Annotated in this window: 7 protein-coding genes; all 7 read left to right on the top strand. The window is 71.9% G+C overall.

All coding sequences use genetic code 11. From position 1 onward, the window contains the following. Positions 1 to 6 precede the first annotated feature (6 nt). The 7 genes from K7472_RS29100 (at position 7) to K7472_RS29070 (ending at position 18,657) form a co-directional block, all read left to right on the top strand. Positions 7 to 348: a WXG100 family type VII secretion target gene (locus K7472_RS29100; protein WP_222981678.1), complete on the top strand. Its 342-nt coding sequence runs from the start codon at positions 7 to 9 to the stop codon at positions 346 to 348. A 52-nt stretch (positions 349 to 400) separates the two neighbouring features. Continuing rightward, a complete protein-coding gene (locus tag K7472_RS29095) occupies positions 401 to 688 on the top strand; it encodes a WXG100 family type VII secretion target (protein WP_109454231.1) in 288 nt (95 codons plus the stop codon). Positions 689 to 694: 6 nt separating this feature from the next. Further along, positions 695 to 1,249: a hypothetical protein gene (locus K7472_RS29090; RefSeq protein WP_222981676.1), complete on the top strand. Its 555-nt coding sequence runs from the start codon at positions 695 to 697 to the stop codon at positions 1,247 to 1,249. Between the two features lie 91 nt (positions 1,250 to 1,340). Next, positions 1,341 to 4,493 carry a hypothetical protein gene (locus tag K7472_RS29085; protein ID WP_222981674.1) on the top strand — a complete coding sequence of 1,051 codons (3,153 nt, stop codon included), beginning with the start codon at positions 1,341 to 1,343 and terminating at the stop codon, positions 4,491 to 4,493. Between the two features lie 65 nt (positions 4,494 to 4,558). Beyond that, complete coding sequence (locus K7472_RS29080) at positions 4,559 to 4,999, top strand: YbaB/EbfC family nucleoid-associated protein (RefSeq protein ID WP_222981672.1); 441 nt, start codon at positions 4,559 to 4,561, stop codon at positions 4,997 to 4,999. Between the two features lie 51 nt (positions 5,000 to 5,050). Then, on the top strand, positions 5,051 to 5,416 hold the full coding sequence (locus K7472_RS29075) for a WXG100 family type VII secretion target (protein WP_222981671.1): 366 nt from the start codon (positions 5,051 to 5,053) through the stop codon (positions 5,414 to 5,416). After that, positions 5,413 to 18,657, top strand: coding sequence for a WXG100-like domain-containing protein (locus K7472_RS29070; RefSeq protein ID WP_222981669.1), 13,245 nt, complete (start codon positions 5,413 to 5,415; stop codon positions 18,655 to 18,657). The genes K7472_RS29075 and K7472_RS29070 overlap by 4 nt, the downstream gene beginning before the upstream one ends. Positions 18,658 to 18,684 lie beyond the last annotated feature (27 nt).

The raw sequence follows: 18,684 nt of genomic DNA, 5'->3' as shown, positions 1-18,684 counted from the left end.
CCACACATGGCACTGACGTCAGTCGAACTACAGGGAATGACCGCTGCCCAGCAGACGTTCCAGAGCGCGCTGGACGAGGCGACCAGCTCGTACGCGCAGATGGACGGGCAGGTCGAGGGCCTGCAGTCCAACTGGACCGGCGAGGCCGCCACCATCTACCACAACGCCATGCAGGAGTGGCTGGCGGACTTCGACAAGGTCAACCAGGCGCTGCGCACCATGCTGGAGAAGCTGGCGCAGAACACCAACGTGTACGCCAACACCCACGAGAACACCCAGCAGCAGGCGCAGCAGGTCGCCCAGCAGATGGGCTCCGGCAGCGTCGGTCTGCCGGGCTTCCCCTCCTGACACCCGTTCTCCGACCCATACCGCCGTCCCCCGCGAAGGAGCCGGACAGAAGATGGCCACGTACACCGTTCAGATGGAGCAGGTCGACTACATCGTCGGCGAGATGAACTCCATCACCCAGCGCATCAACCAGACCCTCGCCGACCTCGACAACCAGTCGAAGGTCAACCTGAGCGAGTGGACCAGCGACGCCCAGCAGACCTACGCCCAGGTCAAGGCGCAGTGGGACGCCGCAGCCGCCGACATGACGCAGAAGGCCGCGGCCGCCACGCAGATGCTCGGCACCATCAACGAGTACTACTCCAACGGTGAACGCCAGGGCGTTCAGCTCTGGGGGTGACGCCGGATGTATGTCCCTCCCGTCAGGCAGCCGCACAAGCAGCCGCCGCCCTACCAGCCGAAGACCTACGACGGCGGCACGACGGTCCCGGCCGGGCACGGCACGCTGCCGCAGCCGACACCGTTCAACGCGCCGAACGTCCCCGGTGGTCCGGGGGCTCACGGTAGCGGCACGAGCGTGGACACCCCGTCGATGCTGTTGTTCGCCGACAACGTCGACAAGCTCATCCAGCCCGCGAAGGACGCCGCGACCAAGTTGCAGGGCGTCCAGGCCGAGCCGGGTGCGTTCTACCACGCGAACCAGATCCGTACGAAGGTCAACGGCCTGAACGCGGATTCGGGGCTCAAGGAGCAGTACATCAAGGTGTTCCAGGACCTCGCCCAGGGGTTGGGTGATCTGCGCGACGGCGTGAAGCAGTTGGCGCAGAAGTACACGACCCTCGACGAGGCCGGGAAGATGAAGGCGACGGACCTGCAGAACGCCATGCAGAGCACCGACAGCGACTTCACCACCATGATGACCGACGCCGGCGGCACAGCCGGTGGCGGCGGGAACAGTTGACGGACGGTCTCGACGTCCCCCGGTGCCGGTCCCACGGCACCGGGGGGCGACGGGGCCCTGACACGGGCGTGAGCGGAGACTGGGGCCACACATGAGTGACAGCCCGGACGACAGCGGCGGATTCAGCAGCACCGACGACGGCACCTTCGGCGATCCCACCAGCGACCCGGGATCGATCCAGGACTACGACTCCTGGGACTGGAAACAGATCATGGCGGCCATCAACGGCATGTCCGCCGGAACGGACTCGTCCTCGAACGAGTCCCGCGCCAAGGGCATCTCCGACCCCCAGTCCCTGATGGACGCGGCGGGGTACTTCCTCGACGCGCAGACCGTGCTGGCCGGTATCGCCAAGAGCCTGACGGACCAGGCGACCGCGCTGGCCGGTGACAACGGGCCGTGGAAGGGCGACGCCGCCGACTCGTTCCTCGACATGATGAACACCTTCTCCCGCCAGGTGAAGGCCACGGTCGACGTGCTCTCCGGCGGCGAGGCGGGCAACTCCGTGCCGCAGCAGCTCGCGGACAACTCCGTCAACCTCTACAACGCCCGGACGAAGATCGCCGACATCGACTCCTGGTACGCCGACCAGGCGGTGAAGATGGGCGTGAAGCCCATGAGCAACGGGCTGATCCCGATCCACGAGAAGCCCCAGCTCGTGGACATGATGACCAACGACATGCGGGCGGTGCTCAAGAGTCTCGCGGGCGAGTACCAGGTCACCATCGACTCGGTGAAGAACCCGACGCCGGTGACCAATCCCACCGGCAACCCCGACGTCCCGGACGACACGCCGAACGTTCCCGACCCGGACATGGATTCCCCGCAGTTGCAGCCGGTGGATCAGGGGACGCCGCAGCAGTTCGCGGCCCCGGACACCACCGGTATGGACGCCCCCAGGATGGACGCCCTGAGCCCGACGGACGGGCTGAGCCCGATGGACGCCCTGGCCTCGCCGACCCCGTTCGGCGGCGGAACGGGGGTCGGGGGCGACGCGCCGGACATGGACGGCCTGGGGAACGACGACGGGCTGACCAACGACGCGCTGGACCCGTCGGCGCTGGACAAGGCGCTCAACCCGACCCCGTTCCAGGGCGGCGACGGAGTGGGCGGCACCATGCCGACTCTGACGCCGAGCGCGTTCCCCGGCGGCCTGGGCACGGGTGACGGGCTGTCGCCGAACGAGAAGCTGGCCGACGAGGACCCGCAGGCGTGGAGCGACGACGCGGCGCCGGAGGACTTCCCCGGCGACACGGGGGTCGGCGGCACCGGCGGCCTCGGCGCACCGGACTCCCTCGGCGACGAAGCGCCCGAGGCGTTCCCCGGCGACCTCGCCAAGGAGTCGGGCCTGCCCAGCGGGCTGAAGACGCCGGCCGGGCTGGACGACGCGCTGGAGTCGCCCGGCACCCTCGGCGACGAGGAGGCGGAGGGCTTCCCGGGCGGCACCGGGACCGCGGGCGGCATGCCGATGATGCCGGGCATGGGATCCGGCGGCATGCCCACCGCAGGCGCCACCGACCCCTCCGACGCCTCCGGACTCCTCGACTCCGACGCCGAACCCTGGACCGGAGACCCCAGCGTCGCCGACACCATCGGCGGCAAGGGCGCCCAAGCAGGCGGCGAAGGACTCGACGGCCTCCCCACCGACGAGGAAGCCGAAGCCTTCCCCGGCGAAACCGGCACGAACGAGGGCCAGTTGGCGGGCAGCGGCGGCATGCCGATGATGCCCGGCATGGGATCCGGCGGCATGCCCACCGCAGGCGCCACCGACCCCTCCGACGCCTCCGGACTCCTCGACTCCGACGCCGAACCCTGGACCGGAGACCCCAGCGTCGCCGACACCATCGGCGGCAAGGGCGCCCAAGCAGGCGGCGAAGGACTCGACGGCCTCCCCACCGACGAAGAGGCCGAAGCCTTCCCCGGCGAACTCGGCGCGGAAGAGGGCGAGTCGGCGCCGGGCGCGGGCGGCATGCCGATGATGCCGGGCATGGGCGGCGCGGGGGCTGCCGGCAACCAGTCGGGCAACGAGCCGAGTGACGCGTCCGGGCTCCTGGAACCCGACGCCGAGCCGTGGACCGGCGACCCGGCCGTCTCCGACGAAATGGACGGGGGCACCGAGGCGGGAGGCGAGGGTCTTGGCCTGCCCTCGGGCGAGGAGGCCGAGGCGTTCCCCGAGGGCGTCATGGTCGGCTCGGACGGGCTGCCCATCGCCCCGGCGACGCCCACCGCCTCCCCAGTGCCCGCCGCACTGACGGACGCCGAGGAGGAGCCCGCGGCCCCGGCCGCCACGGCGGGCGGGGCGGGCATGCCCGGCATGATGCCGGGGGCCGCGTCGGCCGCGCGCGAGGAGGAGCGTTCCGACGCCTCCGGTCTGCTGGCGCCGGACGCGCAGCCGTGGTCGCCGGAGGCCGAGCCCGGCGGGGACCGGCCGGTCGTCGGCGCCCAGGACGGCGTCGGCGAGGGCGAGTTGACCGTGGCGCTGGTGGGCGCGGCGGCGGGCGCGGCGTCCGTTGCCGCGTGGGGCGCGGGCGTCCCGGAGGACGACGCGGAGCGCGACGAGCACCGGCGCCACCACGACGACGGTGCCGCGGTAGTGCTGCTGCCGTTCGCCGAGGAGGAGGAAGACGCCCCTGCCGCCTCCGGCGAGGTGTCCGGTCCGGCGGATCCGGCGGGCGGGGACCCGCAGGCGGCGGGACCGGTACCGCCGGTGGCCGCCGACGCCGAGGACGACGGCACCGAGGCCGACGGCAGCGAGGACGACGATCCGTATCAGCGTGAACTGCCGGACGACCATGTGGCGTTGACACCGCCAGGTGAGTCGGACGCGGAGGACACCACCGCCTGGGACGCCGCCGGTTCGTCGTTCGTACCGCTGCTGTGGTCGGTGCCCGCCGAGGACGAACAGGAGGTGCGGGCGCCGGGCTACGCCTCGGAGGACGAGGCCACGTGGACCGGCGGTGCCCCGGTGGACGGCGAGGCGGACGGCCCGCGGCTGTCCACCTGGCGCCCCAACCGTGCCGCGCCCGCCGCGCCCGGTGAACCCGTGCTGTCCGCCGTGCCCCTGCGCTCCTTCGCTGGCGACCCGTCACTGCTCGCCGCCGAACCGGCCGCACAGGAACCGGTGGAGGACGAAGAGGACGGGGCCGAGGAGGAGCAGCCCGGCCGCGGCATCGCGGATCTGCTGGTCCAGGAGGGCGACACCTGGGGTTCGGCGGCGTCCGACGGATCCGGGGCGGTCCTGTGACACCGGCCCCCCCACTCGGCGCCCGGACGCCACAGCATCACCGCACCACCACTAGGAGACCCATCGTGAGCAGCCCCTACGACCAGGAGATCGAGGACCTTCTCGCGCTGTACCGCAAGCAGCGCGAGGAGGCCGTCGAGACCCGGCGCCGGATCAACGAGGTGACCGGCACCGCGACCGCGCCCCGGCAGACCGTGAAGGCGACGGTCAACGCCCAGGGCGAGCTCACCGCCATCGAGTTCCCCACCGGGGCGTACCACCGGATGGCGCCGAAGGAGCTGTCCGAGGCACTGATGACGACGATCCGGCAGGCCCGGGCCAACGCGCTGGAGGCGGTGGCGGAACTCACCTCGCTGAACCTGCCGGCCGGCGTCAAGGTCACCGACCTGCTGGAGGGCAAGGTGGACGCGACCGCGTTGCTGCCGCAGGAGCCGGGCGCGCCGGACGAGGTGCGCGAGTACATCGAGAAGGGCCGGCCCGAGATGCGGGGCGGCGGCGCGAGGTGATCCGGGCGACGGCGACCCGCCGCGCACGGAGACGTGAGGGAGGAACACACCATGGCTGACGGCGAGTTCTACGTCGACACCGAGGGGCTGGGCGAACAGCTGCCGTACGTCCAGCAGTTGGCGGGCCGGTTCCGCGACGTGTCCAAGACGTTGGGCGACCGCCTCGACGACCTGGGCGAGTGCTGGGGCAAGGGCCCCATCGGACAGCAGTTCTACGGGCAGTACGCGCAGCCGAAGGAGCAGATCCTCGACGCGACCGGGCAGATGGGCGACGTGGTCGACAGCATGCACGACGGCATCCAGACGATGGCCGTCAACCTCGACCGCATGGAGAACGAGAACGTCGAGGCCACCCGGCGGCTGAGCACCAGCGCCCCGCAGCCCGCCGAGACGAGGACGAAGACCACCGAGTCATGAGCATCAACCTGCCCCCGGAACTCGACTGGGTCGCCAAGCTGGCCGTCGGCCAGGACTGGCCGGACGCGGACGAGGACAAACTGCGCGCCCTCGGCGAGGCGTGGGACGACGCGGCTCAGCAACTGGGCGAGATCAGCCGCGAGATCAGCCCCATCGCCACCGGTGTGCTGCAGAACATCAGCGGCGCGGTCGCCGACGAGTTCTCCAGCTTCACGCAGCAGCTCCAGTCCAACCTTCCCGACATGGCCCAGGCGGCCGGTCAGCTCGGGGAGCTGGGCAAGAACACCGGGTTGCAGGTCGAGTACACGAAGTACATGATCATCGCCCAGCTGATCTGGCTCGCGGTCGAGATCGCCGAACTGGCCTTCTGGGCGCCCGAGGCGATCCCGGCCATGGTCACCGGTGTGCGGTTGATCGTCAGGATGCTGCTCAAGCGGCTGCTGACGTCGATCGCCACCGGTGTGGCGTTCATGGTCGGGATGGACGCGGTCATCCAGGGCATCCAGTTCCTCAAGGGCGACCGCACCCACTGGGACACCTCCAGCACTCTCCAGGCGCTGGAGGGCGGCGCGATCGGCGGCGCCATCGGCGGTGTGTTCTCCGGTCTCGGCAGCGCGTTCGCGCCGAAGTTCGCCGGGTCGCTCATCGGCAAGGGCCTCATCGGCGGCGCGTCCAGCGTCGTGACCACCGAGGTCATGTCCGAGATCTTCGGCGGCGACACGGACTTCGGCTCGGCGCTGTCGTCCGGGATCATCGGCGCGATGGGCGGCGGCGGAGGGCGCCGCAGGTTCGGTGGCGGCGACGACCACGTCGAGATCGACGACCCCGACATCCACCTGCCGTCGTCGGGCGACTTCCACATCCCCAAGCTGCCCGGTGAGGACGAGGCACCGCCGGACTACTCCGACCTGGTCGGCAAGGGCGACGGCTTCGGGGACGGAGTCGGACTCGGCAAGGGCGACGGGTTCGGCGAGGGCGACGACGCCGGCGCTGGTTTCGGTACGGGCAAGGGCGACGGCTCCGGCTTCGGTACGGGCAAGGGCCAAGGCCAGGGCGCGGAGGACGGCACCGGGGCGAAGGCCCCTCTCCCGGCGACGGAGAAGGCCCCCCTCCCGGCCACGGAGACCGATGATGTCCACGCCTCCACGGGGGTGAACGACACCGTCACGAACGACACCGCCGCGAGGAGCGGCGCTGCCAACAGCGGCGACGCAAACAGCAGCGGTGCGAACGCCACCGGTGCGCGTGGCACGACGACGCAGACCTCACGCGTTCCCACCACCCAGTCCGAAGGGCCCGTCACGTCCCACGTGGCAACGCCGCACGTCGAGACCGCATCCGAGTCGGCGTCGACGCCGCACGCGCCCGTCGTGAACGAAGTCCCCTCGTCCGCACGGCAGTCGACCGGGCTGCCCGGCTTCGGGACCACTCCGGTCGCCAACGGCGGCCACCCCCTTGAGGGGGCGGGCCACGAGAGCCCGGCCCCCGTCGTCGACCCCACGCGGCACACCGTGACCGACCAGCCGCAGGCACCGGTCGGCACGGGGCACGCGCAGCCTCCCGCCGAGGTGGCGACCGGCCCGGCCGACCGCCCAAAGGCCCCCACCGAGGTCCAGCAGGCCCCCACCGACGTACAGCAAGTCCGCACGGACAGCCCGCAGGACCGCGCCGACACCCCGCAGGCTCCCACCGGCGTTCAGCCGGTCCGCACGGACACCCCGCAGGCCCCCTCGGTCGACGACCGTCCGCAGGCGCCCGCCTCCGTCAACGACCCCACGCGCACCTCCGGCGGCCCGACCACCCAGCCACAGGCGCCCGTTGGCAGCCGCCCGCCGACCGAGTCCACCGGCGGCCCCCGCACCACCGCGCCCACCCAGTCCCCCGCCGCGCCGCGCCCCGTCACGGAGTCGGCACCGCATCAGGAGGCCACCCCGGTGGCGCGGCCGTCGTCGGTCACGGCCTCCACCGGCCACTTCCCCGCAACGGAACGCGCCGCGCCGGGCCCCGACGAGGTCGCCCCCCGCGCTCCGGGCGGAGTGCACAAGCCCCTGCCCGAGGGCCCGCCCGCGCCGCCCGAGCGGCAGGCGCCGACGGTGCCGCCGGTCACCTCCGACGCACACCACCCCACGCTGCCCGAGGTCCCGCAGCACGAGCCCGGCGCGACCCCCCACGTCCAGCAGGGCGGCGACGAGCACGTCTCCGGTGACCAGGGCGGGGACGAGCGGGTACGGCAGCAGCTCGACAGCCTCGTGGTGCCCACGCACGACCCCGACCCGCCGTCCCCGATGGACCGGGCCCCGTCGCCGCCGGACACCCGCCCGCAGTCCCCCGACAGCGCGATCCGGCAGCGCGCCGCCGACCTCGACCGGGCCGCGCGCGCCGCCGGGATGCCCCCGCAGGACCGCGACGCGTACAAGCGGGCCATCGACGAGGCGACGGCCGAGGGCGACTGGGAGCGCGCGGGGCAGAACCTCACGGACTTCCGTCACCACGTAGAGACACGCGCGACGCAGCAGCGCTACGACGCGTTCCGGTCGCACACCTCGGGTGGCTTCGACCGGCTGACGAACCTCACCGGTTCCAAGGACGAGTGGCAGGCCAAGGTCGACGAGGTCGAGGCCGCGCGGCGCTCCGGCGACCCGGACCTGCTCGACAGCAAGCTGAACGAGTACTCGTCCTACGTCGAGAGCCACGTCCCGTCCGAGGTGCTGACCGGCCACGACACGCCTGTGCCGTTCCACCAGGACGTCGAGGACGTGCGGCAGCGCCTCGCCATGGCCACCGACGGGCCGACCGCCGACCGACTCCGCGCGCAGCTCGACGACATCCGCACCGACGCCCAACTGCGCGACCGCCTCAACGCGTTGCGCTCCTCCGCCACGCCGGACCCGGAGACCCAGGCGCTGCGCCAGCGGCTGGACGAGGCGTCCACGCCCGACGAATCGGCCCGCGCGCTCCAGGAGTTGGAGCAGCACCAGGAACTCACCGAACTCCAAAGTCGCCTCGACCACCTCAAGTCCGACGAGCCGACCCCGTACCGCGCCCCGAAACCGGGCAGCGAGGCGGACCTGCGCCGTCGGCTCGACGCCCTCGGCGACGACCGCGAGCGGGAGTTGCGGGAGCAGGCGGACCGCGCCGCCACCCCCGACGAGGCCGACCGCGCGCTGCGCGACCTCCAGGACTACCGCGAGGAACGCGCACTCGAACAGCGGCTCGACCGTCTGAAGCAGGACACCCCGCACATCCCCTCCGACCGGGAGCTGCGCGACCGCCTCGACGCGCTGCACGACGGCGAGAACGACCCCCGCGCGGCACAGTTGCGCCACCAGGCGCGGGACGCGGCCACCGAGCACGAGGCGAAGGAGGCGCTCGACAAGCTCGACCGCTACCTCGACCACCGCGAGCAGCAGCGCCAGGACGAACTGCACGACCTGGGCGACCGGCTGGAGCAGTTGCGTCAGCAGCACACCGAGCAGTTGCTCGACGGTCACACCGACGACGCGCGGGACACCGAGCGCCGGATCAACGACGTACGCGATCAGTTGACGAATCGTCAGACGTACGATGAGCGGGTGGCCGGGCTCCGGCAGGAGTTGGCGCAGGACACCGCGAAGACCGAGTCGCCGGGTCACCTCGACCGCATCACCACCGGTGGCGAACAGCACGAACAGTCGGCCCATGACACTCCGCCGCCGGAACACACCACGCCCACGCCCGTCGCCGAACACACCAACGGCACCGACCGCACCGGCGGCGGGGGCGAGCAGCACGTCACGAATCCGGCCGTACGGCAACCCCATGAGGAGCAGCGGCCGCACCAGCAGGACCAGCGTCCCCACCAGCAGGACCAGCAACTCGTCGCCCAGCGCCCGGCGCGCGACCAGTCCGGTCCCGGCACGTCGCACGAGAACTCCGGCCGTCCCAGCCGCGATTCGGTGCCCAGCGTCAAGGACCTGGACGACCTGCGCTCCTCCGGCGGGTTCCGCTCCGGCCCGCCGCCGCGCATGAAGCTCGACCGCACGCCGCGCTACGTCGTGCGGTCCGGCTTCGACCAGCGGCGCTTCGCCCTGGGCGACACCCCGTACACCGACCTGACCGTGCGTATCGCGCTGCGCGACGACGGCTCGGGTTCCCACGACGCCGACGACACCTGGAACCGGGCACAGCAGGGCGTCAAGCAGTACTTCAACGACCCCGAGTACACGCTGCCCAACGGCGACCGCCTGCACGTCACCGTCGAACGCGTCGGCCCCGGCGACAAGCCGCACCTGACGGTCGACCTGGTCGGCGGGGACCACGGCATGGACCAGCGCAGCTGGACGCCGGGGGCCAAGCCGGTCGAGTACGCGCACGAGATCTCCCACCAGTTGGGGTTGCGCGACGAGTACGCGGACGAGACCGCGCCGCAGCGGCCGCACATCCCCGGCAGCCTGCTCGGCGACGTGCATCAGCCTCCCGAGCACGACGGACTCAGCCACGGCGGCCTGCGCGACCGCCACCTGAAGCTCCTGGGCGCCCTCACCTCCGGGCACGACGACCTGCTGGCCCACCAGGAACACACGGGCGGGGACCACACCGGTGGGCACCACACCGACCGCCCGCAGGACCACACGGGCGAGTCCGTGCCGCCCAAGGCCCCGGTGACGAACGCCACCGAGCAGCACACCCCGGCCGAGATCCCCGTCGACCCGCAGGCCCACGAAGCGGCGGTCAACGTCGCCACGACCCACCTCGGCGTGCTGCGGCGCCCGATGCTGAAGCAGTTCGCCAACGGCGTCGTGGGCGGCGCGTTCACCGGCAAGAAGGGGGCAGGCGGACGGGTCACGGTCACCGGCTCCAAGCTGGACGACCTGGAGAAGCAGGTCCGCCGCTTCTACCAGGTCTCGGGACAGCTGCACAACGCGACCGCCGACCACCACCCGCTGACGCTCTACCGCGCGGTGCAGATGGACCCGGAGACCCGTGGCGCCGACGAGTTCATCGAACGGCTGCCGTCCTCCACGTCGCTCAGCTCGTCGCACTGGAGGGAGTGGACCCAGATCTCGGGCGGCGCCCGCAACTACGCCGTCTTCGAGATCAAGGTCCCCCCGGAGCACGAGATGATGGTGCTCTCCTACCCGCCGGGCCACACGCACGGGCAGGAGGATCCGCCGCCGATCAACGCCGACCAGCACGAGGTCACCCTCGGGCCGAGCCGTCTGCGGGTGACCGGGCGACGCACCGACGGCGACGCCACGATCATCAGCGTGGAGGCGCACCGCCTGCCGCTGGACGAGGCGATCACCCTCATGCGCGACGCCCGCTCCGACCTGGACCCGGGCGAGACCTTCAGGCTCTTCACCGACTCCTTCCAGCACGAGTCGCTCCTCCAGGCCTACGACTACGAGCTGGAGGGCACGCGGCTGGAGCAGTCCGTCTCAGGTGACGGCCTGACCCACACGTTCACCCTCACTCGGCCCGACGTGCCCGGTGACGTGCGGATCACCGTGCGGCACGACCCCGCCACCGGCACGGTGCACGTCGAACGGTCCAACAGCGACGGCAAGTCGGCGTCCACCGAGTGGAACCAGGACAACATCAACCTGATCGCGTCGTTCCTCCGGCAGGGCCAACTCCACGAGTCACCATCGGCGTTCGAGTCGATCGCGGTCCCACGCCAGTGGTACGAGGTCCGTCCCGGGGAGGGCACCGGCGAGGTCGCCCCGAAGCTGCCTGCCTCCGGCGGTGACGCCCAGCACGTCGCCCCGCCGCAGGTCGACGACCACCCTCAGCAGCAACACGACGACCCGGCGGACGACCCCGCGTGGCAGCAGTCGCGCCGGAACGCGCCCGCCGTACCCCGTCAGCACACCTGGGTGGACCCGGTCTCGGACCCGACGCGGCAGCAGCAGCCGGCCACCGAGCAGAACACCCACGGTCCGGAAACCGTGAAGCCCCCCGAAACCGTGAAGGCGGCTGAGACGCCGAAGGCCGAGACCCCGAAGGCGGAAACACCGAAGGCCGAGGCACCGAAGGCCGAAGCACCGGCCGAGGCGACCGTCACGAAGACGAAGGCCCCCGTCGACACCGCACCCGTGGACAAGCCGGAGGCCGCGCCCAAGCCGGAGGCCGCGCCCAAGCCCGAGGACCCGGCCAAGCCCGAAGTCCCGACCGAGTCCGTGGTCGAGAAGCAGCCGACGGAACGGCCGCAGGACACGTCCACCGACAAACCGGCCGACAAGCCCGCGACCAACCCCACCGACAAGCCCGTCGACAAGCCCGTCACCAAGCCGGTGGAGCAACCGAAGCACGATCCCACGACGGACCACACCTCCGCCAAGGACCACACCACCACGACGGACCACACCGCCGCCGAACACCACACCTCCGCCAAGGACGACCTCGCCCCCGGCGACCAGCAGCAGACCAAGCCGACGACGCCTCCGGGCAACGAACCCGTCAAATCCCTGGGCGGACGGCACACCGCGTCCCTCGCCGGGAAGAAGATCACCGAGAACCCGCCGCCGGACGACGTGCGCGACCGCATCGAGACCCTGCTGGGCGGGCACGGCCACGACACCTCCGTCACGCAGCGTCTCGACGCGGCCCTCGACCCGGCCAACTTCCGCACGCAGCACGGCCCGATGGTCAACGGCGGCTGGCGCTTCACCGTGCACGTCGACGGCAAGCCCCACGAGGTCGAGGTGAAGGCGACCGCCACACCGTGGCGACTGGACCCCGACACCGACGCGGCCAAGGACAACGACGGCGACGGGTTCGACGTGCCGTCGGAGTCCGCCCACGACGCCGAGCCGCGCAAGACGGAGATGACGTCCTCCGAGGCGGGCCTGGAGTTCGGGCCGACCGTCGTGCGTCCCGTGAACGACACGCTGTCGGTCCTGGTGAACCCTTCGGCCAAGCTGGGCGGCGCGACACACGGCCGGGAGACCACGGTCAAGTCCTCGGCGCAGACGGCGAACCAGTTCGCGTTCACCGGCAGGACCGACAGCTACACCTCCGACTTCACCTACCAGGTGAAGGTCACCGACCACCAGGGCGCCCAGCTGACCGCGAAGGGCGCCGCCGCCCCCATCACGGGCACCGTCAGGGCCGACGTGCCGCGCCCCGAGGACCTGGCGCAGGACCGTCCGAAGGCGTGGCAGGGATGGGACCCGCCGCGTACGACGACGGCGCCGACCGTCCCGAACGCCACGGCCACGCCGCGTCCGCCCCGGGCCGCGTCCGGTCATCCGGTGTCGATCACCGGGCTGGACACGGCCCGCGACGCGGTCTACGAGGCGCTGCCGCGCGAGGCCCGCCCGGACGGCACGGCCCACCAGGCCATCGAGGACTTCTTCCAGCCGTCCAGCGTCATCAACGAGTTCGAGCACGCCTCGGGCTGGGGGCTGCTGTCGAAGCCGCTGACGCTGAGCGACGGCACCAAGGCCCATCTGCACCTGACCGTCGAGCCGGACGACTCCACGGCGCTGCACACCGTGGACGACAAGTCCACACTGGGGTCGAAGACCTCCGGCGAGCACGGCCAGAACCGCACCGAGAACAGCTCGTGGTCGCTGGGCCTCAGCGGTGGCGCGACCGGTGAGGTGTGGAAGGCGCACGACAGTTCCGAGTCCAAGTGGCTCACCGGCACGGCCGGTTACACCGGCACCAGCAGCCTCACCCACGGCGCCAAGGGCAAGAACGCCATCGGCACCGAGGCCGGTCACGAGCGCACCGGCAAGGCCGACCTGGTCGCCACCAACGTGCGGTTGCGGGTGCGGCTGATCCGGCACCGGTGGCAGGCGGGACCCGACGGGCTGCACGGTACGACCACCACGAGGATCGGGGACCACACCCCGCCCCCGTCGCAGCGCGCCGCCGCGCCGCACACCGGTGACGTCGCCATCACCATCCACCCGCAGAACGGTGAGGTGCTGCGTGCCGTCCCGCACGACGACACCGCGCCGGACGCCACGGGACAGCACCAGCCGCTCGACCCCGGCCGGCTCACCGACCCGGTCACGGCACCGCGCACGACGTTCCTCGACATGCCCGGCTCCTCGGACCTGGCGGACCACGTCGTGCGCGAGATGTGGACCAACCACCCGGGCGTGCTGCCGCCACCCGAGGCGCTGCACCCCGGTGCCACGACCGCGCACGGCGGCGACGGCACCGCGAACCACCGGCAGGTCGCCCCGCAGGCGTGGGAGAACCTGCGCTCCCTGCACCAGCAGCTGGCCCCCTCGCGACTGCGCGACGCCGCGCCGAAGCTGCTGGACGGCACGTACCGGATCACCCTGGACGCCCCCCACCTTCCGCTCAGGAGCGGCACGACCCACGAGATCCTCATCAAGGCCGAGGCGTTCCGCGGCACCCACGTGGGATCGGGCAAGTCCACGTCGAAGGACGCGGCGACGCGTACGACGGGCGCCGACAAGTCCGTCAGCCGCAGCAGCAAACACGTCGTCAACTTCGCCGGAAACATCCGCAGTTCGCTGGACCACCCGGACGTGACGCGGGGCTTCGGCAACGGCAGCCTGGACATCACGGCGCACAACCCGTCGCACGGCCTGACCACGGGCACCGAGACGGAGGTGAAGCGGCAGTTCTCGCTGGAGGCGGACACCGACACCTTCACCCACCCGCTCACCTACCACGTGATGATCGGCGTCGCGGACCCCGACCGTCCCACCACGCACCTGCCCACCCCCGGTTCCGTGCCGCACGCCCCGTACACCAAACCGGTGAGCCCGGACGGGCATCTCACCGTGGAGGTCGCGCGCACCCCCGACACCACGAGCGCCACGCCTCCGCCGCGTGCCCTTCCGAAGCTCGACGCGCTGCCGCAGCGCCACGTCGTCCGGCACGTCTCCGATCCCGACGACTTCCGCGACCACGCGAAGCAGTCGCTGACCAGCGCCTTCGAGAAGAAGGTCAAGGCATCGCCGACCGCGAACGCCTCGGCGAAGGTCTCGGGGGCCGCGACGGCCGCCGCCCGCAAGACAGGGCTGCGCGGCGGCGGTCAGGGCGACGAGCACCCCGGCGTTCCCGACATGAAGGAGGCCCTGGAGTCGATCACCGACGGGGACCACCTGCGGTCGATGGTCTCCGCCTCGCACGGCGGGTGGGCCAACAGCGGTGACGAACAGGTGGGTTCGGGCCGCAACCGGGACACCATCGGGCTGGCGACGCGCACCCGCCTGAGCAACCTCAGGTTCCGCGAGACGTTGCCCGGCGAGGGCAAACTGGAGATCGAGACCAAGTCGAGCGTGTCGACGACCGTCGCGGACAAGACCACCCGCGGCTTCAAGGGCGGTCTCGGCTTCGACGCGGGCCACTTCCCGGCGAAGGACGACCCGCACAACTCCCTTCAGGTGCGCGGCGGTTTCAAGGGCAAGGGCGGCGCGACCGGCAACCGCGGCGAGAACGTCAAGCAGAAGATGACGACCTCGCGGAAGGCCGCGTACAAGGGCACCTGGCACGTGTACGAGGCCGACGCGGACGTCACCGTGCAGGGCCGGGTCACGGACGCCAACGGCGACGTCACCCTCGGCGATCCGCGGACCGGCAGGCACCGGGTGCTGGTGGTGCTCTCCGACGACGACGTGCGCGCCCTGGACCCGAACGCCACCGCGCCCGTGCCGGGCACACGGCACGCGCCGCTGCTGGAGTCCGGCATGCTGGGTGGCGCGACGGCCGACATCCGCGGGTCCGACGAGATCCTCCACGAGATCGACCGGCAGATCCGCGGGCTGGACACGGCGGACGACGTACCGAAGGCCGCGCTGCCGTTCGCCGACACCTTCTCCCCGGAGAACCTGTCGGCCAACTACGAGGACCTGGTGGGCCGTGGCATCCTCGACTACCACGTCCACGAGTCCCGCACCCAGCGGGTGATCACCGAGGTCCTGGTGCGGGGCGTCCCGCAGGGCAAGTGGACCGACGAGGGCGGCCACTCCGGCGGGGACACCACCCGCAAGGTCGGCTTCGCCCAGACCGTCAAGGGCAGTGCCGGGCATAGCTGGTCACTGGGCGCCGACGGCAACTTCCGCATCTCCTACGCGCCGGTGGACAAGCAGAAGCCGGGCGAGAGCGCGGCCGCGTTCAAGGCCGAGGAGAGCAAGTCCGGTTTCGGCAACCTGTCGTGGGCGCCCACGCTGGGGGCGGAGGGCACCCGGAACAAGAGCGCCGAGACGGGTGTGACCACCAAGGTGGAGCACAAGACGTCCAAGTTCGGCGACACGGTGAAGTTCTCCAACCACATGCGCTTCGAGGTCACCGTCACGCAGCGCACCGAGTACGGACGGTTCGTCAACCTCACCAAGCCCCGCCCGGTCGACCCCTCCTGGCCCGTCCACGTCCACGTGCCGGAGTCGCTCACCGGGACCGCGGAGCAGGCCGCCGCGCATCAGCAGCAGCGACCGCACGTCCAGCAGCAACCGCAGCCTCCCCAGGTGCTGGACGGCGGCAACACGCTCGGCATGCAGCCGGTGGGCGGCTCGGCGGCGGACCGGGCCCGCTGGCAGGAGTCGCTGGACTCCGGGCACGACCTCGTGGGCTTCGACCACACCGACACCCTCCTCGACCACGCGCAGACGGTGCTCACCACACCCCGGCCGTGGGGCGACGGGGTGCTGGGCAGGACCGGCTCCGCGATCTCCTGGGGCCTGGGCTCCGTCGGCTCGACGCTCGGGCACTGGGCCGGGGCGATGACCCCGCAGGCCGCTCACAAGCTGGTCAGTTCCTTCATCACCGATCCCAGGCTGGACGGCACGGCCAACCCGCTGGTCCGCGAGCAACGCCTGCCGCTCGAACAGCAGGTGTCGCTGCGCCAGGCGCTGTCCACGCAGACCCTCCCCACCGTCTTCCACCTCCTCAAGGACCCGGCGGAGGGCTACCGCACGGTGCCGGTCGACGGCACGACCGGACTCGAAGTACACATGCGTCCCACCGGGGAGGCGCAGGAGGTCTCCACCCGCGAGGAGGGCAGCGACGAGATCACCGTCTCCACCGAGCACGAGTCGGACACGTCCGCGAGCAACGCGGTCAACGGCAACGTGACGCCGCTGACCGTCCCCGTGGTGACGAAGAACCCCGCCGTCACAGTGCCGTTGCCGACCGGCGCGGCGAAGATCGACCGGGACCAGACGTTCGAGAGCTCGTCCCCGGTGACCCGGGCCCCCGGCGTCCCGAAGCGGACCCTCGCACCGCCGGCCCTGCCGCACGGCAGGACACCGACCGAGCCGGGCAAGGCCAAGCTCAAGGGCCCGCAGGTGCTGATGCGGCAGCCGGTGCGGCTGAGCACCCGCAAGTACGACGAGAACGGCGTCTACGGCAACGCCCTGCACACAGACGGAAACGTCTACTACTGGGCGGCGAAGAAGGCCGACGACACGACGACGGCCCCGGTGACGACCGATCACACCAAGGCGACGACGGACACCACGAAGCCCACGACGGATGCCGCGAAGCCCACGACGACGGACACCACCAAACCAGACACCACCAAACCTGACATCACGAAGCCAGACACCACGAAGCCGGCGACGGACGCCCAGCAGCAGGTGAAGCCGCCGCAGGAGACGAAGCGGGAGGTCAAGACACCGGAGGTCAAGGCGCCGGAAGTGAAGACGCCTGAGGTGAAGGCTCCGGAGGTCGAGGCGCCCGCGAAGCCGCCGGTGGCACCCCCGCCGGTGAAGACGGACGCCGCCGAGTCGTCCGCCAAGGACACGACCGTCCCGCCGCCCCCGGTCGAGCCGGTCCACGACGTCAAGGTCACCCATGACGCGACCGTCAGCACGACCCACGCCGGCCTCAACCCGCCCGCACACCCGTCCGGTTCCGACCTCGACACCACCGCCCCCGCGCGGCCGGGGGCACCCCTGACGTCGCCGGGCGACGGCCGCTGCCTGCTCTACTCCGTCGTGGCGAGCACCCCGCCCGAGCACTGGCCCGCGGCGCTGCGCGGTGGTCCTTCGGGCGACGCGCACGTCCAGCACGCCGCCGTACTGCGGCAGATGCGCCAACTGGCCGACACGCACGCACCGGTGGGCCCCGACACCCCGCTGGGCCGTGCCGCGGAGGCGCTGCGGCAGATGGTTCTGCGCCACGTGCGCGAGACGCCGCCGGAGCACCTCCCGTTCGACGTCACCGAGTTGTACCGCAGACACCAGGAACCCGCGCTGCGACAGCACCTGTCCCAACAGACCCCGCAGGCGTTGCGGGAGCGGTTGCGCGGCCGGGGCGTGGACACCGTGCTGTCCCCGGACTGGATGGATCCCCGGACGCTGCGCGGCCTGTACGTCCAGGCCCGGACCGAGGAGTTCACCGCGCAGGGGGTGCCGCCGCAGGAGGCGGCCCGGCGCGCGGGTGAGGAGGTGCCGGAGACCACCGGCCGCGACGGCAAGTGGGTCCTCGCGGACGAGGCGCTGTCCACGGGGGACCAGCTGGACTACCTCGACGAGCACACGGGCGGGCTGGACCTGGATCTCGTCGGGCACGACGAGCTGGTCGGCGCCCTCGTGGAGATGCGGCTCCACGAGCCGTTGTCCGTCGCGGAGCACCGCACGCTGATCAACGCGTTGGGCAACTGGGTACCGGGCGACGGCGCGTGGAACACCGTCCAGGGCGAGATGTTCCCCGCGCTGGTGGCGCACACGCTGGGGTCCCGGCTGATCACGCACGACCAGAACGCGGTCGGCGCGACGTTGCGGACCGTCGGACCCGAGGACACCGGTCGCGCGGTCCACGTGTACTTCGCGGGCGGCAACCACTACAACGCCTCGGAACTCCCGCCGATGCCCTACCGCAGCGAGCGGATGACCATCGGCGGCGTCGAATTCCCGGACGGTTCATCGGAATTGACGAGCAGTCAGCTGGAAACCGTCCACCGGCTCGCGGCCGAGGTGGCGTGGGCCTCGCTGGCGAACGTCCGGGCGGGGTTCCCGCTGCCCCGTGTCGAGGTGGTCGGCCACGCCAACGGCATGCGCAACGGGTTGCCGCACTTCGGTGAGGCGCTGCGGCGGGGCCAGCAGCGCGCGGACGGCGTGGCCGACACCTTCCGGTCGGCGCTGGCCGTGCACCTGGCGAAGCTCCAGACGGACGGGGAGACCGTCGTCGTCCCCGAGGACGTCGTGATCACCACGCGGTCCGAGGGCAACGCCCTGCCCGGCGGCGGCGCGGACGGCGCGGACGCGTCGGCCTCCCGCAGCCGCGCCGTGGTCGTCGTCGACCTGCCGCGCCCGCAGGCCGCCGCGAGCTGAGCGCGGGCGCGACGGACGGCCGCCCCG

This window comes from Streptantibioticus parmotrematis (assembly GCF_019890615.1).
Classification (GTDB): Bacteria; Actinomycetota; Actinomycetes; order Streptomycetales; family Streptomycetaceae; genus Streptantibioticus_D; species Streptantibioticus_D parmotrematis.
Note: the sequence above shows the minus strand (reverse complement) of the source record. Positions and strands in the feature narration are given on the sequence as shown.